Origin of the sequence: Nonomuraea thailandensis (assembly GCF_024172165.1) — a bacterium.
Lineage (GTDB): Bacteria > Actinomycetota > Actinomycetes > Streptosporangiales > Streptosporangiaceae > Nonomuraea > Nonomuraea thailandensis.
This window is the reverse complement of record NZ_JAMZEB010000002.1, coordinates 4,886,443-4,912,080: the sequence shown is the minus strand read 5'-3', so window position 1 is coordinate 4,912,080 and position 25,638 is coordinate 4,886,443. Positions and strand designations below refer to the sequence as shown.

Annotated in this window: 16 protein-coding genes; 4 read left to right on the top strand and 12 right to left on the bottom strand. The window is 72.6% G+C overall.

The features are described from left to right. Nucleotides 1–139 precede the first annotated feature (139 nt). From HD597_RS26140 to HD597_RS26130, 3 genes are all read left to right on the top strand, one after another. On the top strand, nt 140–991 hold the full coding sequence (locus HD597_RS26140; RefSeq protein WP_253745360.1) for a hypothetical protein: 852 nt from the start codon (nt 140–142) through the stop codon (nt 989–991). Beyond that, the gene (locus HD597_RS26135; protein ID WP_253745359.1) at nt 949–3,648 is read left to right on the top strand and encodes an outer membrane protein assembly factor BamB family protein; all 2,700 of its coding nucleotides are present in this window, start codon (nt 949–951) and stop codon (nt 3,646–3,648) included. The genes HD597_RS26140 and HD597_RS26135 overlap by 43 nt, the downstream gene beginning before the upstream one ends. 143 nt (nt 3,649–3,791) lie before the next feature. Continuing rightward, entirely contained in the window at nt 3,792–4,262 is a 471-nt protein-coding gene (locus tag HD597_RS26130) for a hypothetical protein (RefSeq protein WP_253745358.1), read from the top strand. A gap of 42 nt (nt 4,263–4,304) precedes the next feature. Here the strand turns inward: HD597_RS26130 and HD597_RS26125 are convergent, their stop codons facing one another. From HD597_RS26125 to HD597_RS26115, 3 genes are read right to left on the bottom strand one after another with little or no spacing between them, the layout of a single operon-like run. After that, on the bottom strand, nt 4,305–5,954 hold the full coding sequence (locus tag HD597_RS26125) for an amidohydrolase (RefSeq protein WP_253745357.1): 1,650 nt from the start codon (nt 5,952–5,954) through the stop codon (nt 4,305–4,307). After that, entirely contained in the window at nt 5,954–7,348 is a 1,395-nt protein-coding gene (locus tag HD597_RS26120) for a purine-cytosine permease family protein (protein ID WP_253745356.1), read from the bottom strand. The genes HD597_RS26125 and HD597_RS26120 overlap by 1 nt, the downstream gene beginning before the upstream one ends. 45 nt (nt 7,349–7,393) lie before the next feature. Continuing rightward, nucleotides 7,394–9,409, bottom strand: a complete 2,016-nt coding sequence (locus tag HD597_RS26115; protein ID WP_276083023.1) for a primary-amine oxidase — start codon at nt 9,407–9,409, stop codon at nt 7,394–7,396. 60 nt (nt 9,410–9,469) lie between these two features. Here HD597_RS26115 and HD597_RS26110 point away from each other — a divergent pair, with 60 nt between their 5' ends. Then, entirely contained in the window at nt 9,470–10,081 is a 612-nt protein-coding gene (locus HD597_RS26110) for a TetR/AcrR family transcriptional regulator (protein ID WP_253745354.1), read from the top strand. 4 nt (nt 10,082–10,085) lie between these two features. Here HD597_RS26110 and HD597_RS26105 read toward each other — a convergent pair whose 3' ends face one another. From HD597_RS26105 to HD597_RS65965, 9 genes are all read right to left on the bottom strand, one after another. After that, on the bottom strand, nt 10,086–11,657 hold the full coding sequence (locus tag HD597_RS26105; protein WP_253745353.1) for a GMC family oxidoreductase: 1,572 nt from the start codon (nt 11,655–11,657) through the stop codon (nt 10,086–10,088). After that, nucleotides 11,650–13,140 (bottom strand): aldehyde dehydrogenase family protein, encoded by a 1,491-nt coding sequence (locus HD597_RS26100; protein WP_253745352.1) that lies wholly within the window; start codon nt 13,138–13,140, stop codon nt 11,650–11,652. Before HD597_RS26100 ends, HD597_RS26105 begins: the two co-directional genes overlap by 8 nt. Further along, a complete protein-coding gene (locus HD597_RS26095) occupies nt 13,137–14,555 on the bottom strand; it encodes a purine-cytosine permease family protein (RefSeq protein WP_253745351.1) in 1,419 nt (472 codons plus the stop codon). Before HD597_RS26095 ends, HD597_RS26100 begins: the two co-directional genes overlap by 4 nt. A gap of 122 nt (nt 14,556–14,677) precedes the next feature. Beyond that, nucleotides 14,678–15,592 carry a LysR family transcriptional regulator gene (locus HD597_RS26090; RefSeq protein ID WP_253745350.1) on the bottom strand — a complete coding sequence of 305 codons (915 nt, stop codon included), beginning with the start codon at nt 15,590–15,592 and terminating at the stop codon, nt 14,678–14,680. Between the two features lie 66 nt (nt 15,593–15,658). Next, nucleotides 15,659–16,789 (bottom strand): M20 family metallopeptidase, encoded by a 1,131-nt coding sequence (locus tag HD597_RS26085; protein ID WP_253745349.1) that lies wholly within the window; start codon nt 16,787–16,789, stop codon nt 15,659–15,661. A gap of 1 nt (nt 16,790) precedes the next feature. Next, nucleotides 16,791–17,459 carry a DUF1028 domain-containing protein gene (locus HD597_RS26080; RefSeq protein ID WP_253745348.1) on the bottom strand — a complete coding sequence of 223 codons (669 nt, stop codon included), beginning with the start codon at nt 17,457–17,459 and terminating at the stop codon, nt 16,791–16,793. Then, on the bottom strand, nt 17,456–17,896 hold the full coding sequence (locus HD597_RS26075) for a RidA family protein (RefSeq protein ID WP_253745347.1): 441 nt from the start codon (nt 17,894–17,896) through the stop codon (nt 17,456–17,458). The genes HD597_RS26080 and HD597_RS26075 overlap by 4 nt, the downstream gene beginning before the upstream one ends. After that, nucleotides 17,893–19,176, bottom strand: coding sequence for a flavin-containing monooxygenase (locus HD597_RS26070; RefSeq protein WP_253745346.1), 1,284 nt, complete (start codon nt 19,174–19,176; stop codon nt 17,893–17,895). Before HD597_RS26070 ends, HD597_RS26075 begins: the two co-directional genes overlap by 4 nt. Before the next feature lie 392 nt (nt 19,177–19,568). After that, on the bottom strand, nt 19,569–25,517 hold the full coding sequence (locus HD597_RS65965) for an RHS repeat-associated core domain-containing protein (RefSeq protein WP_253745345.1): 5,949 nt from the start codon (nt 25,515–25,517) through the stop codon (nt 19,569–19,571). Nucleotides 25,518–25,638 lie beyond the last annotated feature (121 nt).

Here is a 25,638-nt window from a genome sequence, read left to right as displayed (position 1 = left end):
CGCCGCCCTCTCCAGCCGTTGCCCGCGCCGTGGCGGCAGTTCCCGGAGCCTTGGGGAAAGAGTCGGTCAACTGCCCGGCGAAGCGGGCGCGGATGAGCTATGAATCAGTTTCCGTCAGCCGTTCACAAAGGGACGTCGCATGGCCAAGGGGCGCAGGAACAAGCGTGCGGCACCCGCCGCCCCGGCCGAGGAGGCCGGAGGCTGGAAGGCCGCGCGGACGTGGCTGGCGGGCATCCTCAGCGCCGTGATCGTCGCGGCCGTCGGTGTCGTGTTCACCGCCTGGTTCAACGCCCGCGGCGCCGACACCGTCGATCGCCTCGGCGGCGAGCCGCCGGTCGAGGTCGGTCACGTGGCCGTGGAGTACGCCGGCCGCGACACCGCCCTGCGCCGTCCGGTGACCGACCACGCGGACCGGGCGGTCCTGCTGGGCAGCGCGTCCGGCACGCGGCGCGAGACGATGCTGGCCCGCCACGACTGGGCGCCGCTCGAGACCGCCGACGTCACCGTGGTGCTCGTCGGCAACCGCAGCAGCCTGCGCGTCGTCGACATCCAGCCGCGCGTCCTGGCGCGCGAGCCCGTCTGGGACGGCGCGCTGCTGGTCCACACACCCGCCGGCGAGGCCGGGACCATCGAGCTGGCCGCCGACCTCGACCGGCCCGCGCCCCGCTTCACCACGGCGAAGGATCCGGACGTCCCCTACTTCAGGAGGAAACAGATCGACCTGAAGCGGGACGAGCGGGTCACGCTCTCCATGACCGTCGTGGGCAGGGCCGCGTCCTACGCGTTCGACCTGGCGGTCACCGTGCTCGCGGGGGACCGGACCGAGCAGGTGACGGTCCGGGGGCCGGGCGGGGTGCCGTTCCGGGTGACCGGCACCTCCGGGACGTACCAGTCCTACTACACGTTCTCCCCGCTCGGCGGCTGGCAGCCGATCTCCAGGAGCGAGGCGTGCTCGATCGAGGAGAAGCTCGCGAAGGCCGGGCAGTGCTGACCGCGCGCCGGCGCCGGTCGATGGCGCTCCTGTGCGCGGTCGTCCTGGCGGCCTGCCCGGCCGCGGCCGTGACCGGGGTGCCGCGCGTCCCCGTCGAGTGGCGGGCGGTGTGGTCGGTGCCCGCGGAGACCGAGTTCGAGCCCTTCCTGCAGGCGCAGGGGCATGCCGTGTCCGGGCAGGCGGTCGCCGTGGCGACGCGGGAGGGCGGCGTGCGGATCCACGACGCCCGCACGGGTGCGCTCCGGCACGCGCTTCCCGCCGATCCGGCCCCCGTCGGGGGTGTCTGGGCCGCGGCCGGCGTCCTCGTCGTCGCCAGGCAGGCGGCGGGCGAGCGGGTCCTGGCCGGGCATGACCTGGCCACGGGCGCGCTGCTGTGGCGGCGCACGATCACCCTCGCCGATCCGGAGGCCCGGACGGACGAGGTCGGCTCCTACCACGGGCCGCGGATCATGGTGACAGGACGCGGCGTCGTGGTGGCCGAGCGGGTGACCGATCCCGTCCGTCTCCAGTCCCTGGACCTGCGGACCGGCACGGTCACGGCACAGGCGACCCGGCCGGGCGGCTGCGCGCTGACCGGCGCCGCGACCGCCCGATCGGTGACGCTGCTCAGCCACTGCGCGGACGACGAGCTGCGGCTGTCCTCGATCGACGCGCGTACCCTGCGGCAGGACTGGGCACGCCCGCTGCCGTCGACGAACTCCGTGAAGGGCGCGCACCCGCCGCTGCGGATCAGGGCCAACGCCGACGGGTACGTGCACGCCACGGCGGGCGGCGACGACTTCTTCTGCGGCCCCGGCGGACGCCTGCTGTCCACCGGCCCGCAGGCCGTCCAGGTCACGCACCCGGGCCCGCGGAGCCCGCTGCTGTACGCGGGACCCCATCCCGCGGCGGGCCGGCACGGCGGCGCCGGGCTGGACGGCTCCTGGCCGCTGCCCGCCCACCTGATCTCCGTGGACCCCCGGACCGGGCGGCTCGGCGGGCTGCCGATCGACCTGCCCGCCGACCTGGTGTCCCTGGCCGGGGCGAGCGGGGGGCTGGCCTTCGTGCACAGCACCGTCCCGGGGGGCGGGCGGCTCACCGCGTACCGGCTGGTCCACGGTCCGGCCCGGCTGGAGATCGCCTGGCCGGACGCCTGCGCCCTGCTGACCGGCCGCGACCTGGCGGCTTTCGCGGCGGGCTACCGCGCGGCGCGCGGTCCCGACGGCACGGCGACGTGCGACTGGATACCGCCTACCGACGACGGCGCGGTGATCACGCTGTCCGTGGACTGGGTGGCGCCGTCGGAGGCGCAGGCGCACCGGCTCTACACCGCCGCGACGGCAGCCGTCAGGCGGACCGGCGAGATCGACCCCACGACCGAGGCCCCGGGTTTTCTGACCTACACCGTGCACCGGCCGAACGGCCTCCACGGCGCGACGACCATCCTCGCGGGCCGCGTCATCGCCCGCCTGACCTCGTCCTCCAGGCAGGCGGTGCGGATCATCTCCCCGCTGCTGCGCGACAACCTGCTCGCCCGGTACCGGCCAGGCGTCCGCGCGCCCGTCCCCGCGCCCGAGCGCGGGTGGAGCTTCCCGGCCGACGCGGCGATCCGTACGGATCCGGTGGTGGCGGGCGGCGTCGTCCACGCCGCCGACAGCGGTGGCACGGTGTCCGCGCTGGACGCCGCCACCGGCGCGGTGCGCTGGCGCTCCCGGGCGGGCGGAGCCGACATGGACGGCCACGCGGTTGCGGACGGCATCGTGTACGTGGCCGGCGCCGGCCGCGTCGTGGCCCTGGACGCGGCCACCGGCCGCCCGAGGTGGAGCCGCGGGACCTCCGCCTCCGGCGACCTCGTGGCCGCGAACGGCCGCCTCCACCTCTGGACCAGGCGGCCCGCCTGGTCCGCGACGGCCGCACTCGTCACCTTCGGCGCCGGCGGCGAGCGGCTCTGGTCCTTCCAGCCGAGCGGCCCGATGCTCAATACCGACCCCGTGGTGACCGGCGACGTCGTCCTCGCCGGCAGCGGCCACGGCGTGCTGTACGCGCTGGCCCCCGCCACCGGGGCCGAGCGGTGGCGCTTCCGAGCAGGCGGGAAGACGGACCGCGTCCAGCTCGTACGGTCCGGCGCGACCGTCTACGCCGTGAGCACCGGCGGCGGCGTGCACGCCGTGGACGCCGGCTCCGGCGAGGCCCGCTGGAGCGCGCGGGTCCCCGGAGCCGTCGCCTTCCCCCCGGTGGTGGCCGCCGGCACCGTGTACGCCGGCGACGACCACGGCGCCACGTACGCGTTCGACGCCGCCACCGGCAAACGCCTCTGGGACTTCCGGGCCGAGGGCTACCAGCCCCTCTACAGGTGGACCGCCGCCGTGGCGAGCGGGCTCGTGTTCACCGCCGGCCCCGACCGCACGCTCTACGCCCTCGACGCCGCCACCGGCGGCGTGCGCCGGCGCCTGCCCCTCGGCAAGGGCCACCAGTCGGGCCCCGTGGCGGCGCACGGGCTCGTGCACGTCGCCGACCGCGAGGGCACGCTGCACACCCTCGACGCCGCCACCGGCGCGGTGCGGTCGGCGTTCCGGACCGGCGGCACGGTCGAGACCAACCCGGTCGTGGCGGGCGGCTTCGTCTACGCCGGCAGCTCCAACGGCAACGTGTACGCCCGCCCGACAGGCGACCGTTAGGACGGCGCGACCTCGCCACCTACACGCAGGTCCTGCCAGACCTGATCTCGAAGTGCTGGTAGACACGGCGACCGGCACAGGAGGACATCGTCACCAGTGCCGTTAAGTCGGCACACGGCGAGCGGGACTCCAAGCACCGCTTCATGGCGGCGACGCTCCTCGCGGCTCTCGATGACCCCGGCGAGTATCCGGCGCTCGGCTCGGCATCCAGGAAGTTGGCGGCGACGGCACCAAGGTTGCGCAGCGTCAGCGCCGATTGGAAGGGGTCGCCGGGCGGTGACGGCCAGGCGCGGCGGAGCCGGTCGAGGTATCCGACCCCGGCGGATCGATCGGCCCGGCCATCGAGGCTACCGATCGCTGTGGCGGGCTCGCAGTGGTCGGGCGGTGCGGCGGTGTTGCCGGTCGAACTCGGCTCGGCGCGTAGCCCGCTGCTTCCACAGGACGGCCAGCCACCGCAGCGCGCACGTACGTTGAGCGGCCGAAAAATCAGGCATGATCTTGCCGGTCACGCCCAAATCCGGCGGCAGCGTTTCCTGCGCGGGGTCGGGGATGTCGCGGGCGCTGACGGGTTCGACGAGGTCGGCGGCGTCGAAGGCGGAACGCCGGCCGGATGAGGATCGCGGACGAGACACCCCATCGGGTGTCTCGTCCGCCGCTCAGTCCTCGCGGTGCACGGCCTGCCCGTCCACCAGCGTCAGGACCGGCCTGGCCGCGCTGACCTCCTGGAGGTCGGCGAGGATGGGCCGGTCGAGCAGCACCAGGTCGGCCCGGTGCCCTGCCGCGATCGTGCCCGCCTCGTGCTCGGCGTGGTTGGCGTAGGCGGAGCCCGCGGTGTAGGCGTCCAGCGCCACCCGCAGGTCGAGCGCCTGAGCCGGTTCGAGCGGCTCGGTCAGGACCCCGTCGCCGACGGCGTGCGGATCCTGCGGCGGGCCGAGGCGGGTCGCCGCGGTGTAGATCGCCCACAGCGGGTTCGGGTCGGTGACCGGCCAGTCGCTGCCCATCGCCAGCCGCGCGCCCGCCCGGTGCAGCGCGCCGAACGGGAAGTGGTGCGGTTCGCGGTCGCGGCCGAGCAGCGGCAGCTTGCGTTCCACGATCTCCTTGTCGCGGCGGGCCCACAGGGCCTGGAGGTTGGCGATCACGCCGAGGGAGGCGAAGCGGGGCACGTCGGCGGGGTGCACCACGTCGAGGTGGGCGATCTGGTGGCGGTTGTCCTGGTCAGGGCCGGCCTGCCGGGCGGACTCCAGCGCGTCCAGGCACTCCCGTACGGCGCGGTCACCGACGGCGTGCAGGTGGATCTGGAAGCGCCGGCGGTCCAGCTCGCGGCAGATCTCGCGCAGTTCCTCCGGGTCGATGAACGACAGGCCCGACGGAGTGCCGTGGTGCCGGCCGCCCGAGTACGGCTCCAGCATGGCTCCCGTGCAGTTCTCGCAGACCCCGTCCTGCATCACCTTGACCGACGTCGCGCGGAAACGCCCGATCGTGCTGGTCTCCCGCCGCTGTTCGAGCGACTCCAGTTGGGCGAGGCCTTCCCTGGCCTCCCACCACAGCGCGCCGACGACGCGGGCGGTGAGCCTGTCGTCGGCGGCCAGGCTCAGGTACGTGGGCAGCGGGTCGGGCAGGCCCCACAGCGGGCCGACGCAGGCGTCCTGCCAGCCGGTGATCCCCATCGCGTGCAGGTGCCGCTGGGCCGCGAGCACGGCCCGCTCGGCGAATTCGCCGGTGACGGGCGGCAGCAGGTCGGTGACGAGGTCGCCGGCCCGTTCCACGAGGATCCCGGTCGCGGAGCCGGACGCGTCCCTGTTGATGCGGCCGTTGACCGGGTCGGGCGTGCGGTCGTCGATCCCGGCGCGTTCCAGGGCCCGGCTGTTGGCCCAGACGCCGTGACCGTCGTGGCTGATGAACGCCGCGGGCCGGTCGGGCACCAGCTCGTCGAGGAAGGCCCGGTCGGGCAGGCCGCCGGGGAAGGTGTCGCCGTACCAGCCGTTGCCGCTGATCCACTCCAGCTCCGGATGGGCCGCGGCGTAGCCGCCGATGGTGGCGCGGTACTCGTCGGGCGAGTGCGGCAGGCGGGACAGGTCGCAGGTCAGCAACTGCACGCCGGCGGCGAGCGGGTGCACGTGCGCGTCGGTGAAGCCCGGGAGCAGGGTCGCGCCGCCGGCGTCGATGATCTCGGTTCGCGGCCCGGCGAGCCGGTGCAGCGGCTCGGGCGCGACCGCCGCGATGCGGCCACCGGCGACGGCCACCGAGGTGATGCCCGGCCCGGCGGAGTGCACCTGGGCGTTGACGATGATCGTGTCGTGGTTCATCAGGCGGCCGCCACGGCGGGCTCGGCCGCGCGCGTCGCGGCGCGGCGGGCGACCAGCAGGTACGCGCCGCCGGACACGGCCAGGCCCACCAGCCAGGCCAGGTCGATGCCGCCGACCGCGGCGGCGACCGGGCCGGTGAACATGGGCAGCACCATGAACGGGATCTGCACCAGCAGCCCGATCCCGTAGATCACCAGCGCGGGCATGTTCCACCTCCCGTAGGGGCCGCCGTCTGCGGCGAAGAACGCGTTCACGTCGTAGTGCCCCTTCCTGACCACGAAGTAGTCGACGAGGTTGATGGCCGACCACGGGATCAGCACGTAAAGCAGGATCGTGATGAAGCCGGTGAACGAGGCGATGAACCCTTCGGTGGACACCAGGGCCACCACCACCCCGAGCGCGTGCAGGATCGCCGCCGTGACCAGCCGGCCCCGCAGGCCGGGCAGCCAGCCGCTGCGGAAGGTCTCGATCAGGGTCAGTGCGTTCAGTGTCGCGCAGTAGACGTTGCCCGCGTTGCCGAGGGCGGAGGTCAGCGCGAAGGCGATCAGCATGACCGTCGCCAGGCCGCCGGTCAGCGAGGCGAGGCCGCCGACGACGTCCTCGTTCGTGGCCGCGGCGCCGACCAGGCAGCCGAGCGCCATGACGAGCACCGAGCTGAGGACCGTGCCGCCGTAGGTGGCCCAGAAGGCGGCGCGCGCCCCGGAGCCGGCGGGCAGGTAGCGGGAGTAGTCGGAGACGTAGGGGGCGTAGGCGATCTGCCAGACGGCGCCGACGGCGATCATCGAGACGAACCCGGTGACGGTGAACTCGCCCGCGCTCAGCGCCCCGTCGGGCACGCCGGAGACGAGGATCCAGCCGAACGCCACCACGACCAGCACGCCGATGACGACGGCGCTGACCGTGATGATCGCCTTGATCAGCCGCAGCCCGATCACGGTGCCGGCCATGCTGAGCACGGCCGCCCCCACGATCACGGCGGGCGTGCCGAGTCCGGGGAACACCCCGATCAGCGACTGGGCGCCGACCACGAGGTTGGAGATGTAGAAGCCCATGAACATGACCGTCGCGACGAGCACGATCAGCGCGGCGCCCTTCGTGCCGAACTGGCCGCGGGCCTGGATCATCTGCGGCACGCCGAGCTGCGGGCCCTGGGAGGCGTGCAGGGCCATGAACACGCCGCCGACGATGTTGCCGATGACGACGGCGGCCAGCGCCCAGGCGAACGGCAGGTGGAACAGGGTGGTGCCGAGGGCGCCGGTCACGACGGTCAGCGGCAGCATGTTGACGCCTAGCCAGATGCCGAACACGCCGCGGGCCGATCCGGTGCGTTCGGCGGCGGGGATGGGGCCGATGGTGTTGCGTTCCATGAGGGTGGGGGCGGTGTCAGTACTCACGGTGAGGCGCCCTTTCGCTGGGGGGAGGGGTGGCGTTCCCGCTGGTCAGGCCTGCGGGCGGCAGCACGCGGCTTCGTGCGCCGCGCCGGGCTGCTCGTGGGCTCGCGGCGCGGGGGTGTCGAGCGCCGGGTTGGCGTCGAAGAAGCCGGTCGGCTTGAGTACGAACCCGGTCCGGTCGACCGGCATGATCGGCCAGTCCTCCGGTCGCGGGAAGTGGGTGAGGCCGAAGGTGTGCCAGAGCACGACGTCGGCGCCGTCGAGGTCGCGGTCGGCCTGGATCCAGGTGTCGATGCCGGTGCGGCCGTCGTTCTGGTTGACGTACTCGCCGGAGGGGAAACGCTCGTTCTCGTCGTAGGCGGTGACCCACAGGTGCCTGCGGGTGAACGCGGCCCGCCGGGCGATGGAGGAGCCGTCGTCGGCGAGCAGCGTGGGCAGGCCCTCGGGGTGCAGCGTGTAGGCGACGGGGTGGCCGAGCGCGTTGCGCGACTCCTCGTTGCTGATCTGCCAGACGCGGCCCCGCAGGCCGTCGGCGAGCCTGGCGGCCTGCGACTCGCGCCGCAGCCGGGTGACGCGGCGGGTGAAGCCGTTGCCGTACGGGTTGCCCGGCCCCATCGGGACGCGCTGGGCGTCGATCTCGTCCACCGCGTTGCGCACGCCGTCCACGGTCATGTCGAGGCGGGCCGAGAACAGGTGCTGGTGGAAGGGGGCGGCCACGCCCGGCGCGATCTCGCTCGCCCACGGGTACTCGCCCCCGGGGTGGGCCGAGGCGAAGACGACGCCGGTCGCCTTGCACTCCAGCTCGATCGTGCCGTCGAGGTAGAAGTACCAGTAGAAACCGTAGTCGTAGTTGCCCACCGTGATGAAGAACGACACCACCATGCGCCGCTGGCGGCGGGTGGACACGCTGCCGTTGTAGGCGTCGGTGTGCTTCCACAGCACGCCCGCGTCCTCCTCGTGCATGCAGATCGCGTTGCGGATGACGCGCGGGTGACCGTCGTCGTCGTGCAGGGTCGCGTCGAGGTAGTGGATCTCACCGAGGCAGTCGCAGCCCAGGGTGAGCGAGTTGGCCTCCTTGCCGAGGGAGTACTCGCCCGCGTCGAAGTAGTTCTGCCAGAAGCGGATCGGGCCCGGGTCGCCGTACGGCACCACCATCTCGGCGACCGACGCCCGGTACACGATCGGCCGGACGCGGTCGCCGTCCTGGAACCCGATCTGGTGCAGGGTGAGCCCCTCGACAGGGTTGAAGCCCACCCTGAACTGCCACTTCTCCCAGGTCACGACGTCGCCTTCGACGGTGAAGCTGGGCCCGTCCGGCTGCGTGATGACGATGGGCCGCTGCGTGGTGCGGGCCGGGCGGGCGGGGTCGTCGAGGTGGTAGTCGTAGGAGGCGGCGGGGACGGGCACCGGGCCCTCGTCGATCAGCTCGCGGACGCGGCAGGCGATCAGGTCCACGTAGGCGACGACGCCGTCCACCGGGTGGGCCCACACGTTGTCGTCCGCGCCGAGCTGCTGGAAGGCCAGGCACCGGACCAGGCGCAGGCCCTCCTCCCCCGGCAGGTCGAAGCAGCCGGCGCTCAGCGCGGAGACGCGGACGGTGCGCGGGTCGTGGATGCCGCGCCGCGCCATCGCCGCCGCCCAGCCGGAGTCCTTCCACAGGATCTCCTCGACCAGGTCGAACTCCTCGTGCAGGATCGGCGGCTGCCCTTCCGCGACGACGTCCACCGCCCGCTGCCGCACCACGGACCCGGTGGTCAGCGACACTACGACCTCGTGCACCGCGCCGCTGCGCCGGTCGAGGAGCAGCGATCGCACGCGGCGCTCGATGCGGCCACCGGGCGTCCAGGCCAGCACGCCGGCCTTGGCGGGCTCGTGCAGGCCGACGAGCGCGAACCGCGTGTGCGCGGTCACCAGCCCGGCGTCGGTGAGGAGGGCGCGGTTCGCGGCGATCTCCTCGGCGGTCAAGCGGTCGAGTGGGTGCGTCATCAAGCTCTCCTGCTTATTCTTTGCGGCGTATCGCAAAGAATGCGCGGTGTTGCCAGGCCGTGCAAGCCCTGGAAACATCTTGTTTACACAGGAAAGCGTGAGGTTTTTCGATGACTATCATCAAAAAAATGCGAGAACATGGCACGGCCTAAGGAGCAGAGCCGCCGCCGCGGCGAGCTCGTCGCCGCCGCGGGGCGGGCGATCGTCAGGCGCGGTCTGGCCGGGCTGCGGGTGCGCGACGTGGCCGAGGAGGCGGGGCTGTCGGCGGGGCTGGTCAGCTACTACTACCCGGACGTGGACGAGCTCCTGCTGGAGGTGCACCAGGACGCGGTGGACCGCTTCTACTGGGCGCGGGCCCGCGCGGCTGAGGCGGAGCAGGACCCGAGGCGACGGCTGATCCGGCTGGTCGGAGCGGGGCTGCCGTCCGGTGAGGACGACCCGGTGTGCCGGGTGCTGTACGAGACGCACGTGCACGCGGCGCGCAGCCGTACGCACGCGGTGCTGATGACGGCGCTGTGGGACAGGGAGGTGTCCCTCTACATGGCGGCGCTGCGGCACGGCAGGGACACCGGCGTGTTCCGGCTGTCCCTGCCGGTGGAGGACGTGGCCGCGAACGCGGTGGCGCTGGAGGACGCCTACGGGCTGCACGTCGTCGGCCGCAACACCAGCATCCCGGCGGCACGCGCCCGGGAGCTGGTGCTGCGCTTCCTGGAGACCCAGACGGGCTGCCCTCTCGTGGAGCCCTCCTGACCCGTCAGCCCTTGGGATGGTCCGATGCGATCAGGTCGGCCGCCCGCTCCGCGACGACCATCACCGTCACCACGGGGTTGACGGAGGTCAGCGTGGGGAAGACGGACGCGTCGGCGATCCGCAGCCCCTTGACGCCGTGGACGCGCAGGTCGGGGCCGACGACCGCGGCCGCGTCGCCGGGCACTCCGATGCGGCAGGTGCCCGACGGGTGGTAGACGGTCTGGTGGGTCGCGCGGGCGACGGCCGACAGCTCCTCGTCGCCGGTGACGCCGGGGCCGGGGAACACCTCGCGCTTGATCCACGACTTCATCGGCTCGACCGCGGCGATCCGGCGGGCCAGGCGCACGCCCGCGACCAGCATGGCCTCGTCGTGCCCGCCGGGGTCGGTGAAGGAGCGGAACTCGATGGCCGGGGGCGCGTCCGGGTCGCCGGAGCGGACCCGTACCCGGCCCCGGCTGTGCGGGCGGGCGACGTTGGGGGCGATCGCGACCGTCGTCTCCGGCAGCGGCGGCGCCCCGGTCTCCTCCAGGTGGCGTTCGGCGTGCACGGCCCACGGTTCGACGGGGAAGTGCATGAGGACGTCGGGCCGCCCGTCGCCGCCGAGGCTCAGCACGGCGCCGGCGTCCCAGCCGCTGGCGCAGGTGGCGGGCGGGACGCGGGTGGCCTCCCAGACGACGAGCCCCTCGACGTGGTCCTGCAGGTTCTCGCCGACGCCGGGCAGGTCGAGCGCGACGGGGATGCCCGCGTCCTGGAGCACCTGGCGCGGGCCCACGCCCGAGAGCTGCAGCAGGCGCGGGGTGTCGATGGCTCCGGCGCACAGCACGACCTCGGCGGCGGCGCGCAGGTCGCGTTCGGCGCCTGCGGCGTCGCGCACACGGACGCCGCACGCGCGCAGGCCGCCGCCCTCGTCCTCGAACAGGACGCGCACGGCCCGCAGCCCGGTCAAGACCGCAGGGCCGCGACCCGCGGCGCGGGCCAGGTGCACGTAGTGGATCGAGGTCGAGGCGCGCACGCCGGTCCGCGGGGTGTAGCCGATTTCGAAGAAGCCGGCGCCGTTGGGCGACTCGTCGAGGCGGCCGTCGTTCCAGCGTTCCTGCACGGGCAGCCCGAGCGCGGCGGACGCGCTGGTCACCACGTCGGCCACGTACGGGTTGCGGTCCTCCGGAGCGACGGGCTGGATCGGCGTGCGCAGCCGGTCGTACAGCGGGAGGATCGTGTCGGGATCCCAGCCCTCGGCGCCCAGGGCCACCCACTCCTCCAGGTCGCCGCGCAGCGGCCGCCAGGAGATCATCGTGTTGGCGGTGGAGCAGCCGCCGAGGATGCGCAGCCGGGCGAGCCGGATGTGGGAGTTGCCGCGCGGGTTCGGCTCGCTGCGGTAGTCGAGGTCGTACTCGCCTTCCAGCATCTCGGCCCATCTGCGCAGCTCGCGGGCGCGGGGCTCGTGCTCGTCGTCGGGGCCCCACTCGACGAGCGCCACGTCGTGCCCCTGCTCGGCCAGCCGGGTCGCGAGCAGTGACCCCGCCGTGCCGCCGCCGACGATGAGGAAGTCGCAGGTGCCGCGGTCGACGTCAGCCATGGTGGATCCAGGTGGTCTTGAGTCCGGTGAACTTGTCCAGCGCGTGCAGCGAGAGGTCCCGCCCGTAACCCGACTGGCCGAACCCGCCGAACGGGGTGGCGACGTCCAGGGCGTCCACGCAGTTCACCGAGACGGTTCCGGCGCGCAGGCGGCGGGCGACGCCGTGGGCCCGGCTGAGGCTGTCGGTCCACAGCCCCGCCGCCAGCGCGTACGGGGTGCCGTTGGCGACGGCGACGGCCTCGTCCACGGTGTCCACGACGTGCACCGACAGGACGGGGCCGAAGACCTCGGTCTGCGCGATGGGCGCGTCCGGATCGACGCCGAGCAGCACCTGGGGCCGGACGTAGGTCGGCGCGGGCATGTCGGGGACCAGCCCGCCGCCGTGGACCTCGCGCGCTTGTGCCGCCCCTGCCTCCATGAGCTCCAGCACCCTGGCGGCCTGACGCTCGCTGGCCACGGGGCCCATGCCGGTGGCGGGGTCGAGCGGGTCGCCGACGTCGATCGCGAGCGCGCGGCCGACCACGCGCTGGACGAGCTCGTCGGCCACGCCGCGCTGCACGACGAGCCGCGACGTGGCCGAGCAGACCTGCCCGGTGTTGGTGAAGATGCCCGCCGCCACGCCGTCGGCCGCCGCGTCCAGGTCGGCGACGTCGTCGAGCACGACCACGGCGCTCTTGCCGCCGGCCTCCAGCCAGACCTGCTTGAGGTTGGACTGGCCGGCGTACTGCTGGAAGAGCTGCCCGGTGCTGGTGGAGCCGGTGAACGTGACCACGTCCACGCCGCGGTGCCTGCCGAGTGCCCGGCCGGCCACGGGGCCCGCGCCCGGCACGACGCTCAGCACCCCGTCGGGGAGCCCGGCCTCGGCGGCGAGCCCGGCCAGGCGCAGCGCGGAGAGCGGCGAGTCCTCGGCGGGCTTGAGTATCACGCTGTTACCGGCGGCGAGCGCCGGGGCGATCTTCCAGATGGCCATTTCGAGCGGGTAGTTCCACGGCACGACGGCGGCCACCACGCCGAGCGGCTCCCTGGTCACGACCGCGAGGTCGGCTGCGCCGGTGGGGGCGACCTCGCCGTAGACCTTGTCCAGGGACTCGGCGTACCAGCGCAGGATCGCGGCCGAGCCGGGCGCGTCGATCGCGATGGTGTCGGCGATGCGCTTGCCGGCGTCGAGGCTGTCCAGCAGGGCCAGCTCCTCGACGTGGTCCTCGATCTTCCGCGCGATGCGGTGCAGGACGGCCGCCCTGTCCCTGGGCGAGGCCGTGGACCAGGCCCCGCCCTCGAAGGCGCGCCGGGCGGCGGCGACGGCGGCGTCCACGTCGTGCTCGTCGCACTCCGCCACCTCGGCGAGCACCGCGCCCGTGGCGGGGTTGACGGTCGTCCGCGTCGCCCCGGACAGGGACGGCACCGGGCCGCCGATCCACGCGGTGGTCGCGGGCACGACCTTCCTGGCCAGCGCCAGCCAGTCCTCGTGCGTTCGCTCGGTCATACGCCTTCGGCCTCCGCGAGGTCGGGGGTCGTGGCTCGCGCGCCCGAGGAGCGGCGCAGGCCACGAACCCAGAAGTAGTAGAGAGGGCTGATGATGGCCAGCCCGGCGATCCATGAGACGTCCACGCCGTGCAGGGCCTCGGCCAGCGGCCCGACGTACAGCGCGTTGGACAGGAACGGGATCTGCACGGCGATGCCGATCACGTAGCAGCCGATCGCCGGGACGTTGTAGCGGCCGTAGACGCCGCCGTCCGCGCGGAACAGCGCGGAGATGTCGTACTCGCCGTGCCGGACGAGGTAGTAGTCGACCAGGTTCACCGCCGTCCACGGCACCAGCGCGCACAGCAGCAGCAACATGAAGTTCACGAAGTTGGTGAGGAAGTCGCCCTTGCCGAGCTGCGCCAGGCCGAGGGCGACGACGAACAGGGCGACCACCACGACCGACCGCGCCTTGGCCTGCGGCTGCCATCTCGACCGCAGCGTCTGGCCGATGGTCAGGACGGACAGCGCCCCGCAGTAGAGGTTCATCGTGTTGGTCGTGACGATGCCGACCACGAAGACGAGCAGGACGACCGCGCCCGCGGGCCCGGCGCCCGCCCGCACGGCGCCGACGGTGTCGAGCGCGGGGAACGCGGCGCCCAGGACGGCGCCGAAGATCATCGGGATGATCGAGCCGAGCGTGCTGCCTGCGTAGGTGGCCCAGAACGCGGCGCGCACGCCGGTGTCGCGCGGCAGGTAGCGGGTGTAGTCGGACACGTAGGGCGCGTAGGCGATCTGCCAGAGCGCGGCCAGCGACACCGTGCCCATGAAGCCCGCCCAGCCGAACCCGCCCGACGACCAGGTGGCCGCGGGGAGGTCCACGAAGGCCAGCAGCATGACGAACGCCAGCACGAGCAGGCTTCCGGCCACCACGGACATCACGCCGGCCATCGCGTGGATGATCTTGTACCCGAAGATGGCGCCGGCGGCGGAGATGGCCCCGATGACCGTGATGGCCAGGGTCTCGTCCAGCCCCGTCAGGTTCGACAGGCCCTGGCCGCCCAGCACCATGTTCGAGGCGAAGAACGCCGTGTACATGGCGACCACGATGACCACGACCAGCAACGACCCCTGCGAGCCGAACTGGGCCCTGGTCTGCAACATCTGCGGCACGCCCATCTGGGGGCCCTGCGCCGCGTGCAACGCCATCACGACGCCGCCCGCGAGGTTGCCGAGCACCAGCGCGGCGATCGCCCACGGGATCGACAGCCCGTAGACGAGCGTGCCCAGCAGGCCGGTCGCGATGGTCAGCAGCATGATGTTCGACCCGAACCAGATGGTGAACAACTGCGACGCCCGGCCATGCCGTTCCGCGATCGGGATATGTTCGATCGTCCGGATTTCAAGAGCCTCATGGGAGGGCGCTGGAGTGCTCATCAACTCTCCTCGTGCAGCACAGTGACCAAGTACACCCTGTGCCAACGGCGAGCCATCTGTCTAACGCGAGAAACCGATCACTTGCATCAAGGAATTCGATGCAGTAACACCCCCGACACCATTCATCCGGTAAGCGAGGCTCCCACTTCACGGCAGACCTCTACAAAAGCCTCCGCCTTACGGGTGAGCCGGGCCTGTCTCATCCGCACCGCCACGACGTCGAGCGCCGGGAAGTCGTCGGCCAGGGCGACCGTCACCAGCGCCCCGCCGCCGTAGGTGTAGCCGTGGGCGGGCCGCTGGTTGAGGATCGCGTAGCCGTGGCCTGCGGCGACCATCGACCGCACCGTCTCGTAGCCGGCGGTGCGGTGCCGCACGCGCGGCTCGACGCCGACTTCCTGGAAGAGCGAGTGGAAGTAGGCGGAGGTGTGCGGCAGCTCCAGCATCACCACCGGATCCTCGGCCAGCTCGGCGAGGTGGATGCGCTTTCTGTGCGCCAGTCGATGACCGGGCGGGAGCAGCAGGTACGGGGGCGCGGAAGCGACCCGGGTGGTTTCGAAGTCCTCGCCGAGTTCGTAGGCGTACATCAACGCGGCTTCGCAGGCGCCCGATCGGAGATTCTGTTTCAGGGCGGCGTGCGGGGCTTCCAGAACCTCCATGCTCACGGCCGGATGTTGCGCCCCGTACTTCGCGACGAGATGCGGCAGCCAGAAAGGCGCGAGCGTGTCGAAACAGCCCACGATAAGCGCGCCTACCAGTTCTCTGCCCGCATTCGCGGCGCTGTCGGCCAGCTCCTGGCTGTGCGCGAGAAATCCGCGCAGCTCGGTGTAGAAGGCCCGGCCGGCGGGGGTCAGCGCCAGGCCGCGCGCGTGATGGCGCAGCAGGAGCTGAACGCCGAGTTCCTTCTCCAGCTGCGCGACCGCGGTGGAGACGGCCGACTGGGAGACGACCAGCTCGCGGGCGGCGGCCGTCATGCTGCCCAGCTCGGCCGCGGCCGCGAAGTAGCGGAGCTGCACCAGGGTGAACGAGGGGGCCTTCACGCTGCCCTCCTCCTGCACTCGGCCCAGCGGCTAGCCTGAACAGGCACGATACCAGGGGCGACGGTGTCAGCCCGCGGCGACGTCCAGCGCCGTCCAGGCGAGCGCGGTCGCCGCGTCGAGCAGCGCCTTCCCGGCGTCGCCGCCGACGCAGTGGGCGGCGAACTCCGGCTGGTGGTTCAGCGCCGGGAGCGACCCGATGCCGACGTAGGGGTGGATCGCGGGCACCAGTTGCGACACGTTCCCCATGTCGGTGGAGGCCCGGTTCATCCGCCGGGCCGGGGAGCCGTCGTCGAAGCGGCGGCCCAGCCGTTCCGCGTTGCGCCGGTAGGCGAGCAGCGCCCGTTCGTCGTTGCGGAACTCCGCGTACGGCTTGCTCTCCGGGGTGATGTCGAGCTCGCAGCCGGTGGCCAGGGCGCCGGCCTCGAAGCACCGCCACACCTTCTCCTCCGTCTCGGCCAGCCGCGCCAGGCTGCCGGCGCGGACGTACCATCTCCCCTCGGTGCGGGCCGGGATCGCGTTCGGGGCCTCGCCGCCGTTGGTCATCACCCCGTGGACGCGGACGGTGCGCGGCAGTTGCTGGCGCAGCAGCCCGATCGCGACCTGGGCGATGGTGAACGCGTCGGCGGCGTTGACGCCCTGCTCGGGGTAGGCGGCGGCGTGGGCGGCCCGGCCGCGGAAGGAGACGTGGGAGTGCGAGACCGCGAACGCCTCCGCCTCCGCGACGTCCACGGGGGCCGGGTGCGCCATCATCGCCAGGTCCAGCCCGGCGAACGCCCCGCGTTCCAGCAGCTCGATCTTCCCTCCGCCGCCCTCTTCGGCGGGGGTGCCGTAGACCTCGATCGTCAGTCCGGCCGTGTCGGCGAGCGGCGCGAGGGCGCGGGCCGCGCCGGCGGTGATGGCCGCGATCAGGTTGTGCCCGCAGGCGTGCCCGAGGCCGGGCAGGGCGTCGTACTCGGCGCACAGCCCGAGGCGGAAGGGCCCGCTGCCGTACGTCGCGTGGAAGGCGGTGTCGAGCCCGAGGTAGGCCGGGGTGACGGTGAAACCGGCCTCGTCGAGCGTCTCGGCCACCCAGCGCGCCGACCGGTGCTCCTGCCAGGCAGTCTCCGGATGGGCGTGCAGCCGCTCGGACAGCCCGATCAGCCGCCCGGCGTCGGCGGAGATCGACTGCGCCACGCGTTCCTTGTCCGCGGCCGTCATGTCACTCGTCCCCCGGCACGCCGTACGACGGCGCGGCGGTCGGGTCGAGGCCGCGGGTGACGTAGTCGTCGCGCTGCGGCAGCCACAGCTCCAGCAGCCCGCCCAGCTCGCCGACGGGGTCGTCGCTCCAGTCGACCCGCAGGTCCGTCTCGCGCCACGGAACCGTCCTGACGACCGCCAGCCCTGCCGAGTGCACGGGGCCCGCCTCTCCTCCGGCCGCCAGCCCGGCGGCGAGCCCGGCGAGCAGCCGCTCCTCCAGCTCCCCCGCCGAGCGTTCGAAGCCTTCGACGACCGCGTCCACCACGCCGGTGCCCGCGAGCATGTTGCCCGCGGCGACGACGCCTGATCCGGCCTGCGCGTGGTGCACGCCGAGGGTCCTGGCGCCGGAGAACGTGGCGGCCGCGCCGTTCAGCGTGAGGACGGTGAGCTGCCGGTACTCGATCAGCTCGCGCCCGCGCACCACGCCGTCCAGCGCGTCGCGGGCACTCGCGCCGGCCTCCAGGGCGTCCAGGAGCTCCGTGCCGAGACGCGGGTCGGTGACGTTCTGCGAGGCGGCGCCTCCGACGCCGGCCCGCAGGTGGACGCAGCGGGCCGCCACGGCCGGGCTGGAGGAGGTGACGGCCATCCCGACGGCGCCGTCGCCGTCCACGGCCAGGATCGAGAACGTCACTGTCCGCCCTCCGGGATCACCGCGATGGCATCGACCTCGACCAGCCACTCGGGGCGGGCCAGCGCCGAGACGACCAGGCCGGTGGAGATCGGGTGCACGCCTCTGGTCCAGCGCCCGATCGTGCGGTAAACGGGCTCGCGGTAGCGCGGGTCGACGAGGTAGACGGTCAGCTTGACCAGGTGCTCCATCCGCGCGCCCGCCTCCCTCAGGAGCAGGTCGATGTTGGCCATCGCCCGCTCCGCCTGGGCCTCGACGTCGCCGACGCCGACCGACTCGCTGGTGTCGAGATCCTGCCCGATCTGGCCGCGCACGTAGACGGTGTTGCCTGCGACCACGGCCTGGCACAGGTCGTTGTCGAGGTTCTGCTCGGGGTAGGTGTCGCGGGTGTTGAACGGGCGGATCCGGGTGTGTCCCCCGGCGACGATGGGTGCGTTCACGTGGCGGCCTTCACAGCGTTGTCGGTCAGGTCGACGGCCGTCCTGTAGGAGAGGTAGCCGCGCTGGGTGGTGATGTGGTCGGCCACGTACCTGGCGTCGTGCCAGACGCCCCAGATGAAGCTCGATCCGCGCCGCGACAGCCACGGCAGGCCGAGGAAGTAGACGCCCGGCTCCGACGACACGCCGCGCCGCTGCCGCGGCCTGCCGTTCTCGTCGAACGCGTCCACCTGGAGCCAGCCGTAGTCGGTGGCGAAGCCGGTGGCCCAGACGATCGAGGTGACGCCGGCGGCGGCGAGGTCGAGTTCGAGCAGCGGGTCGGTCACGCACTCCGGGTCGGGCCCGAAGCGGCGGGCCCGCGGCTCCTCGGGCAGGTCGAGGCCGTTGCGCGTCACGTAGGCGTCGGCCTCGTCGAGCAGCGCCAGGTAGCTGGCGTCGCCCGCCGCGATGTTCCTGCCGAGGTCGGGCGCGAACCGCACCACGCCGCCGTCGTACGAAGCGGTCAGGCCGGTCAGGTGGATGCCCCGGGCGGCCAGGTCGCGGAAGTCGACGGTGTGGCCGCCGCGCGCGCCGCTGACCGCGATCGTGACGTGCTCCGCGCCCTGGGGCGGGGTCTCGGCGTCCCACTTGCCGAGGACGCCGAGCCACCAGCAGAAGTCGCGCCCCCGGTAGCTGCGTGGCGGCCGCTCGTGGGGGCCGACGGACAGGTAGACGCGCCTGCCGGACCGCCGCAGCTCGTCCGCGATCTGCACCCCGGACGACCCCGCCCCGACCACCAGGACGGCGCCGTCGGGCAACTGCGCCGGGTTGCGGTAGTCGATGGAGTGCAGTTGGACCGGAACCGCGCCGTCGGGGACGATCGGCGGGATGACCGGCTTCTGGAACGGTCCTGTCGCGGCGACGACGAACCGGGCGTCGATGGCGCCGTCCGAGGTCTCCACGCGGAAGCCGGGCCGCCCGTCGTGCTTGCGCACCGACGTCACCTCGACGCCGCACCGGATCGGCGCGCCGATCTTCTCCGCGTACGCGACGAAGTAGTCCGCGATCTGCTCCTTGGACGCGAAGGCGTCGGGGTCGAGGTCGAGGAACTCCAGGCCGGGGAAACGGTCGTGCCAGGCGGGCCCGTTCGCCACCAGGGAGTCCCACCGCTGCGAGCGCCAGCGCTCCGCGACGCGGTGCCGTTCCAGGACGAGGTGCGGCACTCCGCGGTCGGTCAGATGCTCGCTCATCGCCAGGCCGGCCTGGCCCGCGCCGACGACGAGGACTTCGACTTCTTCACTCAAACCCACAACCTCCACTTCGACTGGAATCCTCGCCCGCCGGGCAGACCCCTGTCCAACAGAAGTTGTTGCGCTTCTAGATCTGATTTGTTGATAACCATGGACATCCCGTCAGCGTCGAGAATCACCGGCGCCCCGGCCGCGCTGGCGGCGGTCGTCATGCGGCTGGTCCCGAGCGTGCGCGGTGAGCCGCTGACCCGGCTCGGGCGGCGGCCGGAAGCGCGCGCCGAGCTGGAGCCGGCCGCCCGGGCTCTGCGCCAACCAGCGCGAACGCTCGGTGCTGCTGCGCAAGGCGGCCGCGCTCGGGCCCGTGGCGAGCTGATGAACCGAGCTGAAAGTCCGGCAGCCCATGAAGAGGGGGACGTTCGGGCTGCCGAACGTCCCCCATCCAGCCATCAGTCATCCAGGTTGTAACTGTTGTGGTCGCACCCCCTCACCGGACATGGCCCCGCTTGCGGAGCCGCGCAGCCCTCGCACGGCGGCGGCACCCCGGCCGACCCGGTGTGCTCGCCCTGCCCTCCGCTGGGCAGGTGCGTGCACCCGTATTCCGGCCTGGAGCCGGAGTCACACGTTCGTACGGGGCTGCGGCCGTCGCTGGTGAAGAGCTCCTGGACGAAGTCGATGACGGGATCCACGAGTCCGAACTGGTCCAGCACGTCCAGGGTGAGGAAGACGACCCCCACCCCCGGGATCAGCTGGCCGCCCTCCAGGATGGCCCCCTTGACGCACGCCTGGCTGGTCCAGCCTTCCGACTCGCAGTCGATGACGACGCCCAGGGCGCCGGTGGCGTAGCCGATGCCGTCGGTCATCTCCACGAACTCGGTGATCTGGGCGCAGCCGAGGGAGTCGGTGCACAGCTCCATGCCGAGTTCGGTGACGTCGAGCGCGGTGTCGGTGCCGTCGTTCACGCGTTCGGCGAGGTCCTCGACGGTGAGGTCCTCATCGCCGGTGATGGTGGCGCGCTCGCGCCTGGGGCCGCAGGCGGGATGGTTGTTGCCCGAGCTACCGGGAGCGCACAGCTCCTGGGCCGCCGGCGGCGGGTCGGGAGTCGAGGGCACGGGCTGGACGTTGATCCAGCCCTTGCCGTTGAACGAGCACTTGACCTCTCCGAAGGCGCACGCGTCGGGGATCAGGCCGCTGGGGTCGGAGAAGGCCGTGGGATTGTTGAGCCCGTAGGCGTAGGGGTTGAGGGTCTGTGGCCGGGCGACGTCGAAGAGCGGGTCGGGGGAGACGAACCGTCCCATCGAGGGGTCGTAGTAGCGGGCGTTGAGGTAGCTCAGCCCGGTGGAGGCGTCCTCGATCTGGCCGATCCAGCCGCGGTCGGTGGCGGTCCTGTCGGTGCCGCCCGGCCTGCCGTACGGCTGGTAGGACCTGACGTGAGCGGCGGCCGTGGCGCCGGCGGGGACGCTGAGCTGGACCGAGCCCTGATTGTCGGTGGCCAGGAACTCCACACCGCCGGCCGTGCGGATCGCGATGGGCGTGTCGTTGAACCTGTAGGTGCGCACCGCCTTCGATCCGGTGATCTCGTGGCCGTCGATGTAACGGGTCGTGCCCGCCGGGGTCCTGCGCTGCAGGCGTTCGCCGTCGGCGTCGTAGACGAAGCTGGAGCTTCCTGCGGCGAGGAGCAGCCGTTCGGGGCTCCAGGCGAGCGTCTGGGTCTGGCCTGAGACGGTACGGCTCGCCAGGTCGCCGTTGGCGTTCCACGTGTAGGTGTCGCCCCCGACCGCGGTGGGGGCGTGCGGTCGGGCGCCGCCCGCGGCCGGATAGGTGTAGGCGATCGGCGTGCCGCCCTCGGCCCGCCGGGTGAGGTTGCCGTCCACGCTGAAGGTGTAGGCGTGGTCGTAGGCGTGGGCGCCGGTGCCGGGGGTGCCGGTCGCGCAGGTGCCCGTCGTGGTGAAGGCGCGGGTGAGGCGCCGGCGGTCGTCGTGGTCGAAGCACTCGCGCCACGACTGCCCGTTCAGGGTCGTGAGCCGGTCGACGACGTCGCCGAAGGTGTCGTCGTAGGTGAAGCGCAGGTCCTGCAGCGTGGTGTCGCCGCCGCCCGCCTTGATCGCCTTGACGCGCTGGTCGGCGTCGTACTCCGTCACCCGGCTGAAGGGCACGGACCTGGATCCGGACAGGTTCCACACCGAGCGCGCCCGGTCGTCGTACAGGGCGGCCCAGACGTACTCGGCGGCGCCGGTCATGGTGGAGGCGAGGCCGACGTCGTTGTAGGTGGTGGTCACGGTCTCGGCGGGGAGCCCTCCGACGGCCGGGTAGGTGATGCGGGTGGGGTGGTCGGCGGCGTCGTAACCGTAGCCGACGGTGTAGCTGGCGTCGGGGAAGACCCAGGTCTGGCCGGTGGGCCTGGCCCGGCCGTCGTAGCCCGTGACGTCGACCACGTAGGAGCTGCCGCCCTCCACGCGGGTGGTCTTGTCCAGCAGCCCCGTCTCCCCGGCCGCGTCGTACTCCCACTTGGCGAGCAGGGCGCCGGCGGGGGAGTCCCTGCGGCGTTCGGCGGGGCGGTCCAGCGCGTCGTAGAGGGTGTGCACCTGCGTGCCGGCGGCGTTGGTCGCCCTGGTCTGGTTCCCGGCCGCGTCGAACCCGTAGGTCCAGGCGCCCATGTCGGGATCGGTCATGGCGATCTTGCGTCCGGCGAGGTCGTAGGTGTTGGTGATGGTGTTGCCCGCCGGATCGGTGATGGTGGTGAGCCGGTCGGCCTTGTCGTAGCCGTACTGGGTGGGGCGCCAGGCGGCGCCGTCGCGTTCCTCCACCTTGGTCACGCGGCCGTGGGCGTCGCTGACCGTGCGGACGACTCCGCCCGCCAGAGGATGCGGGGTCGTCGTCACCGAGTCGTGCGTGTAGTCGGTGACGACCGAGCGCCGGGCGGCGCCCGCGGTCCACGAGATCTGCCAGACGGGACGGCGGAGCTCGTCATAAGCGGTCGTCTCGTCGTTCGCCCAGCCGCCCGCCGGGACGGGGAGCAGGCCGGCTCCGGCCGTGCCGGTCAGAGCCTGCGGCTGGGAGGTCGCCGCGACCAGGCCGCGTCCCTCGTACCGGGTGTCGGTGACGATCACCTTGCCGGATTCGGGGGACAGCACGTGGGTCTGGCGCGGACGCAGCCAGCTGTCGTGCAGCACCCAGGAGTCCACGTACCTGGTGGTGTCCTGGAGTCTGCGGGTCCGGACCACGCCCGGCCTGGTCTTGTCGGGGTCGAGATCGTAGCCGAACTCGTACGAGGCGGCGCCGCCCTGCTCCGTCGGCCGGTGCACGGTGCGCGTACGGCCCAGCGCGTCGTAGGAGAAGCTGGTCCGCGCGCCCCGCGCGTCGGTGGTCGCCTTCGGCGCCTGCCGGGGGCGGAACCAGGTCGTGGTGGTCCTGTGCCCCAGGTGGTCGGTCACCGTCGTGGTCGCCGGATACCTGATCGCCGGCGTGTGGGCGGTCGTGGTGGTGTGCCCGTTGGGGTCGGTCACCTTCAGCGGCCGTCCCAGCCTGTCGTAGGTCGTGGTGGTCGGCGCCCAGGTCGGCGTACTGGTGATCTTGACTCGTGCGCCGGTCCGGTCGCCGCGCGCCGTCGCCGCCGCGCCGAACGCTCCGCCGTCGTAGGCGTACTCCTCCCGGGCCAGCTCGGGCCCGTCGCACGTGGCGTTGCCGTAGCGGGTGACCGACGCGGGCAGGTCCAGCAGCCAGCGGTCGGTGTTCACCGTGGGCACGGTGACCGTGCACCGCTCGTCACCGGCCGAGGCCAGCCAGCCGTGTTCGATCACCTTGTCCGGCGTGCCGAGCAGCCCGTTGTAGACGGTCTGGGAGCGGCTGCGCACCAGAGCGCCGCCGGCGGGGTCGCGCCGCCGCTCCACCCGGTCGCTCGGCATGACGAACCAGGCGTCGTCCAGCGGATCGGGCCCGGCGGCGTCCACGGTGCGCTGCGCGTGGTAGCCGGTCACCGTGCCGTGCTCGACGCTGCCGTCGGCGCGCAGCTCCTGCTGGTCGAGCACCCCGCCGGCCAGCCAGTTCTCGTCGTTGACGTTGGTGACGGTGCCGTCCAGGCTGGAGGTCCTGGCCACCCGCGAGCCCGGCCCCGGGAACGGGTCCCCGGCCAGCCTGTCGCCGTTCATGCCGCGGAAGAGCCGATATTGCGTACGCCCGCCGCCCTGCGTGACCAGCATGTCGGCGTAGCCGCGCCACTCCGACCAGGTCTGGTTGGCGTTGGAGACGAACTCGTCCCGGTCGTGATGCCAGGCCGCGTTGGGGAAGCCCGCGCCGACCTGGTCCCCGTACTTGTAGGAGGTGATCATCGCGGGACTGCCGCCGACGGTGTCACGCTGCTCCACCTGGGTCACCACGTACTTGTGGAACACCGCGAACCCCGCGGCCCCGCCGTCCGGCGCGTGCCAGTGCGGGAAGCAGTTGCGGGTGTTCAGGTGCCAGTTCGGCGGATCGGGGATCGGGCTCGGGCACGGGTGCGGCCGGCCGTAGGTGACGATGACCTGCCCGCCGGTCTCGTTGGTCACCACGCCGACCCGGTAGTGCGGCATCGCCGACAGGCCGCCCGCCGTGTCGACCCGGTTGCTCAGCAGGGTCGGCCAGAAGGTCACCGGCGGCATCGTGATCCGCTCCTCCTCGGACATGCCCTTGCGCTGGATCGCGGTCAGATACAGCTTCTGGTCCCCGGTCCGGTTCGGGTCGGGGTCGGGGAAGGCGTGGGAGAGCAGGATGCGGTCCACGTCGGCGAACTTCTCCTCGCCCACCTCGACCTGCGTGGTCAGCGAGACGTACCGCAACGCGGTGAAGAAGGTCGGGGAGTGCTCGGTGCACACCTCGGTGAAGCACATGAGATCGACCGGGGTGTCGGGATAGCTCGCGGCCGTGGCCGCGGTCGGCTGTGAGCAGCCCGCCGCCAGGTCCACGCACCGGTAGTCGAGGTCGAAGGTGACCCGCGCCGACGGCTCGGTCTCGTTCGCGGCCCGCCGCTTGCCGTACTTGAGCAGCTCCAGCGCGCCGCCCCGGACGTACTCCGTGTGCTCGAAGCCGGGCCAGCCGTTCAGCGCGGCGTAGTGGTTGATCTCCTTGCGGTACTCGTACTGCTGGACGTTGTCGTGCGGGTCGATGACCAGGTCCAGGTTCCACCGCCACGCCTGCACGCACCACGGCAGCGGGGTCTCGGCGTTGCACGGCTCACCCGCGTCGTCGCCGAACACCGGCACCGTCCACGCCGAATGGGTCTCCGCCCCGACGTCGGGGTTGACGCCGCGGCCGAAGAAGTACTGCACGCCATCAGGGGTCGTCACCTTCCAGTGCTCGCCGTCGTTGTCGCCGTTCTTCGCGCCGGTCAACTGCTCGATCCGCCATCGGGGGTCGTCCTTGAGCCGCCACTGCTTCGTCGGCGTCCCGGGCAGCGGCACCAGCTCTCCCGATCGGCCGTTGAGCGAGATGGTGGCGTTGTCGGACTTCCAGCACAGGTCGTCGGAGCCCTGGCCGTCGGCGCGGCAGGAATTGTAGCGGCGCTCGATGAAGGCGTCGGCGAAGTCCCCCCAGCCCAGCCCGATCGGGCCGCTCTGGGTGTTCTTGCCCGACACCAGGCCGTCCACCGTGCCGGAGGAGTAGCCCAGGCTCAGCGACGGCGTCGGGCCGGCGGGCGCCTGCTGCAGCGGCACATCGTAGGTGTAGGTGAAGTTCCCCGATCCCGTGATGACCTGCCAGTCGCCGGAGAGCGCGAGCGGCGTCGCCTTGAACGAGCCCTCCTCGCCCTCGGGTCCGGCCGTGACGGCGAACAGCCCGGCGGGGACCTGCGCGCTCAGCTTGGTCCCGCTCTTCACCGACGGCAGGACCGGGCGGTCGGTGCCGTCCTTGAGCGAGGGCGCGCGCCGACGCTCGCAGCCGCCGGTCAGGGCGCACTCGGGGAGCCGGACGAGCTTGAGCCGGTCGGCGTATCCCGCGCCGTAGCGCTCGGCGAAGCCGGCGAAGTCGACGGAGACCCTGGTGGCCGCGGAGATCCGGAACAGCAGCCCCGGCAGGCCCGGCCGCTCTTCCAGCACCTCCACCCGCGCGATCGTGCCGGCGGCCCCGCTCACCTCCAGCGGTCCGACGCGCTGCGCCTTCGCGTCCAGTCTCACCTCGGCCGACGTCGCGGCCGGCAGCTCGGTGCGTTTCGGCTCGGGCGCCGGGGTGCTGCGCACCTCGGGCGCCGACCGGATGGCGGTGACCCGTGGCGAGCCCGGCGGGGCGGCCGATCTCTCGAGCGCCGCGCGCCAGTCCAGCTCCGGCGGCGCCATCCGAGTGGCCGTGTCCCCGAGCGGGGCCTTGAGCGCGGGTGCGGTCAGGCCGCCGCATAACAGCGTGAGAATGATGAGGATTCTGCTGAGCACGATGACTCCTGAGGGTGAGAAGTCAAGACAGGCTCAGTCTGAGCTTCCGCCGTCATAAGTCCGTCATAAGTGCACTTGTTCGAGCCTCCGGCGAGCCGACCTGGAGGAACAGGTCACGAGC

Coding starts and splice junctions, on each gene's coding strand:
- HD597_RS26110 (WP_253745354.1), top strand. CDS start 9,470: ATGGCACGGCCTAAGGAGCAGAGCCGCCGCCGCGGCGAGCTCGTCGCC.
- HD597_RS26125 (WP_253745357.1), bottom strand. CDS start 5,954: ATGAACCACGACACGATCATCGTCAACGCCCAGGTGCACTCCGCCGGG.
- HD597_RS26100 (WP_253745352.1), bottom strand. CDS start 13,140: ATGACCGAGCGAACGCACGAGGACTGGCTGGCGCTGGCCAGGAAGGTC.
- HD597_RS26130 (WP_253745358.1), top strand. CDS start 3,792: ATGGCGGCGACGCTCCTCGCGGCTCTCGATGACCCCGGCGAGTATCCG.
- HD597_RS26105 (WP_253745353.1), bottom strand. CDS start 11,657: ATGGCTGACGTCGACCGCGGCACCTGCGACTTCCTCATCGTCGGCGGC.
- HD597_RS26115 (WP_276083023.1), bottom strand. CDS start 9,409: ATGTTTCCAGGGCTTGCACGGCCTGGCAACACCGCGCATTCTTTGCGA.
- HD597_RS26095 (WP_253745351.1), bottom strand. CDS start 14,555: ATGAGCACTCCAGCGCCCTCCCATGAGGCTCTTGAAATCCGGACGATC.
- HD597_RS26140 (WP_253745360.1), top strand. CDS start 140: ATGGCCAAGGGGCGCAGGAACAAGCGTGCGGCACCCGCCGCCCCGGCC.
- HD597_RS26085 (WP_253745349.1), bottom strand. CDS start 16,789: ATGACGGCCGCGGACAAGGAACGCGTGGCGCAGTCGATCTCCGCCGAC.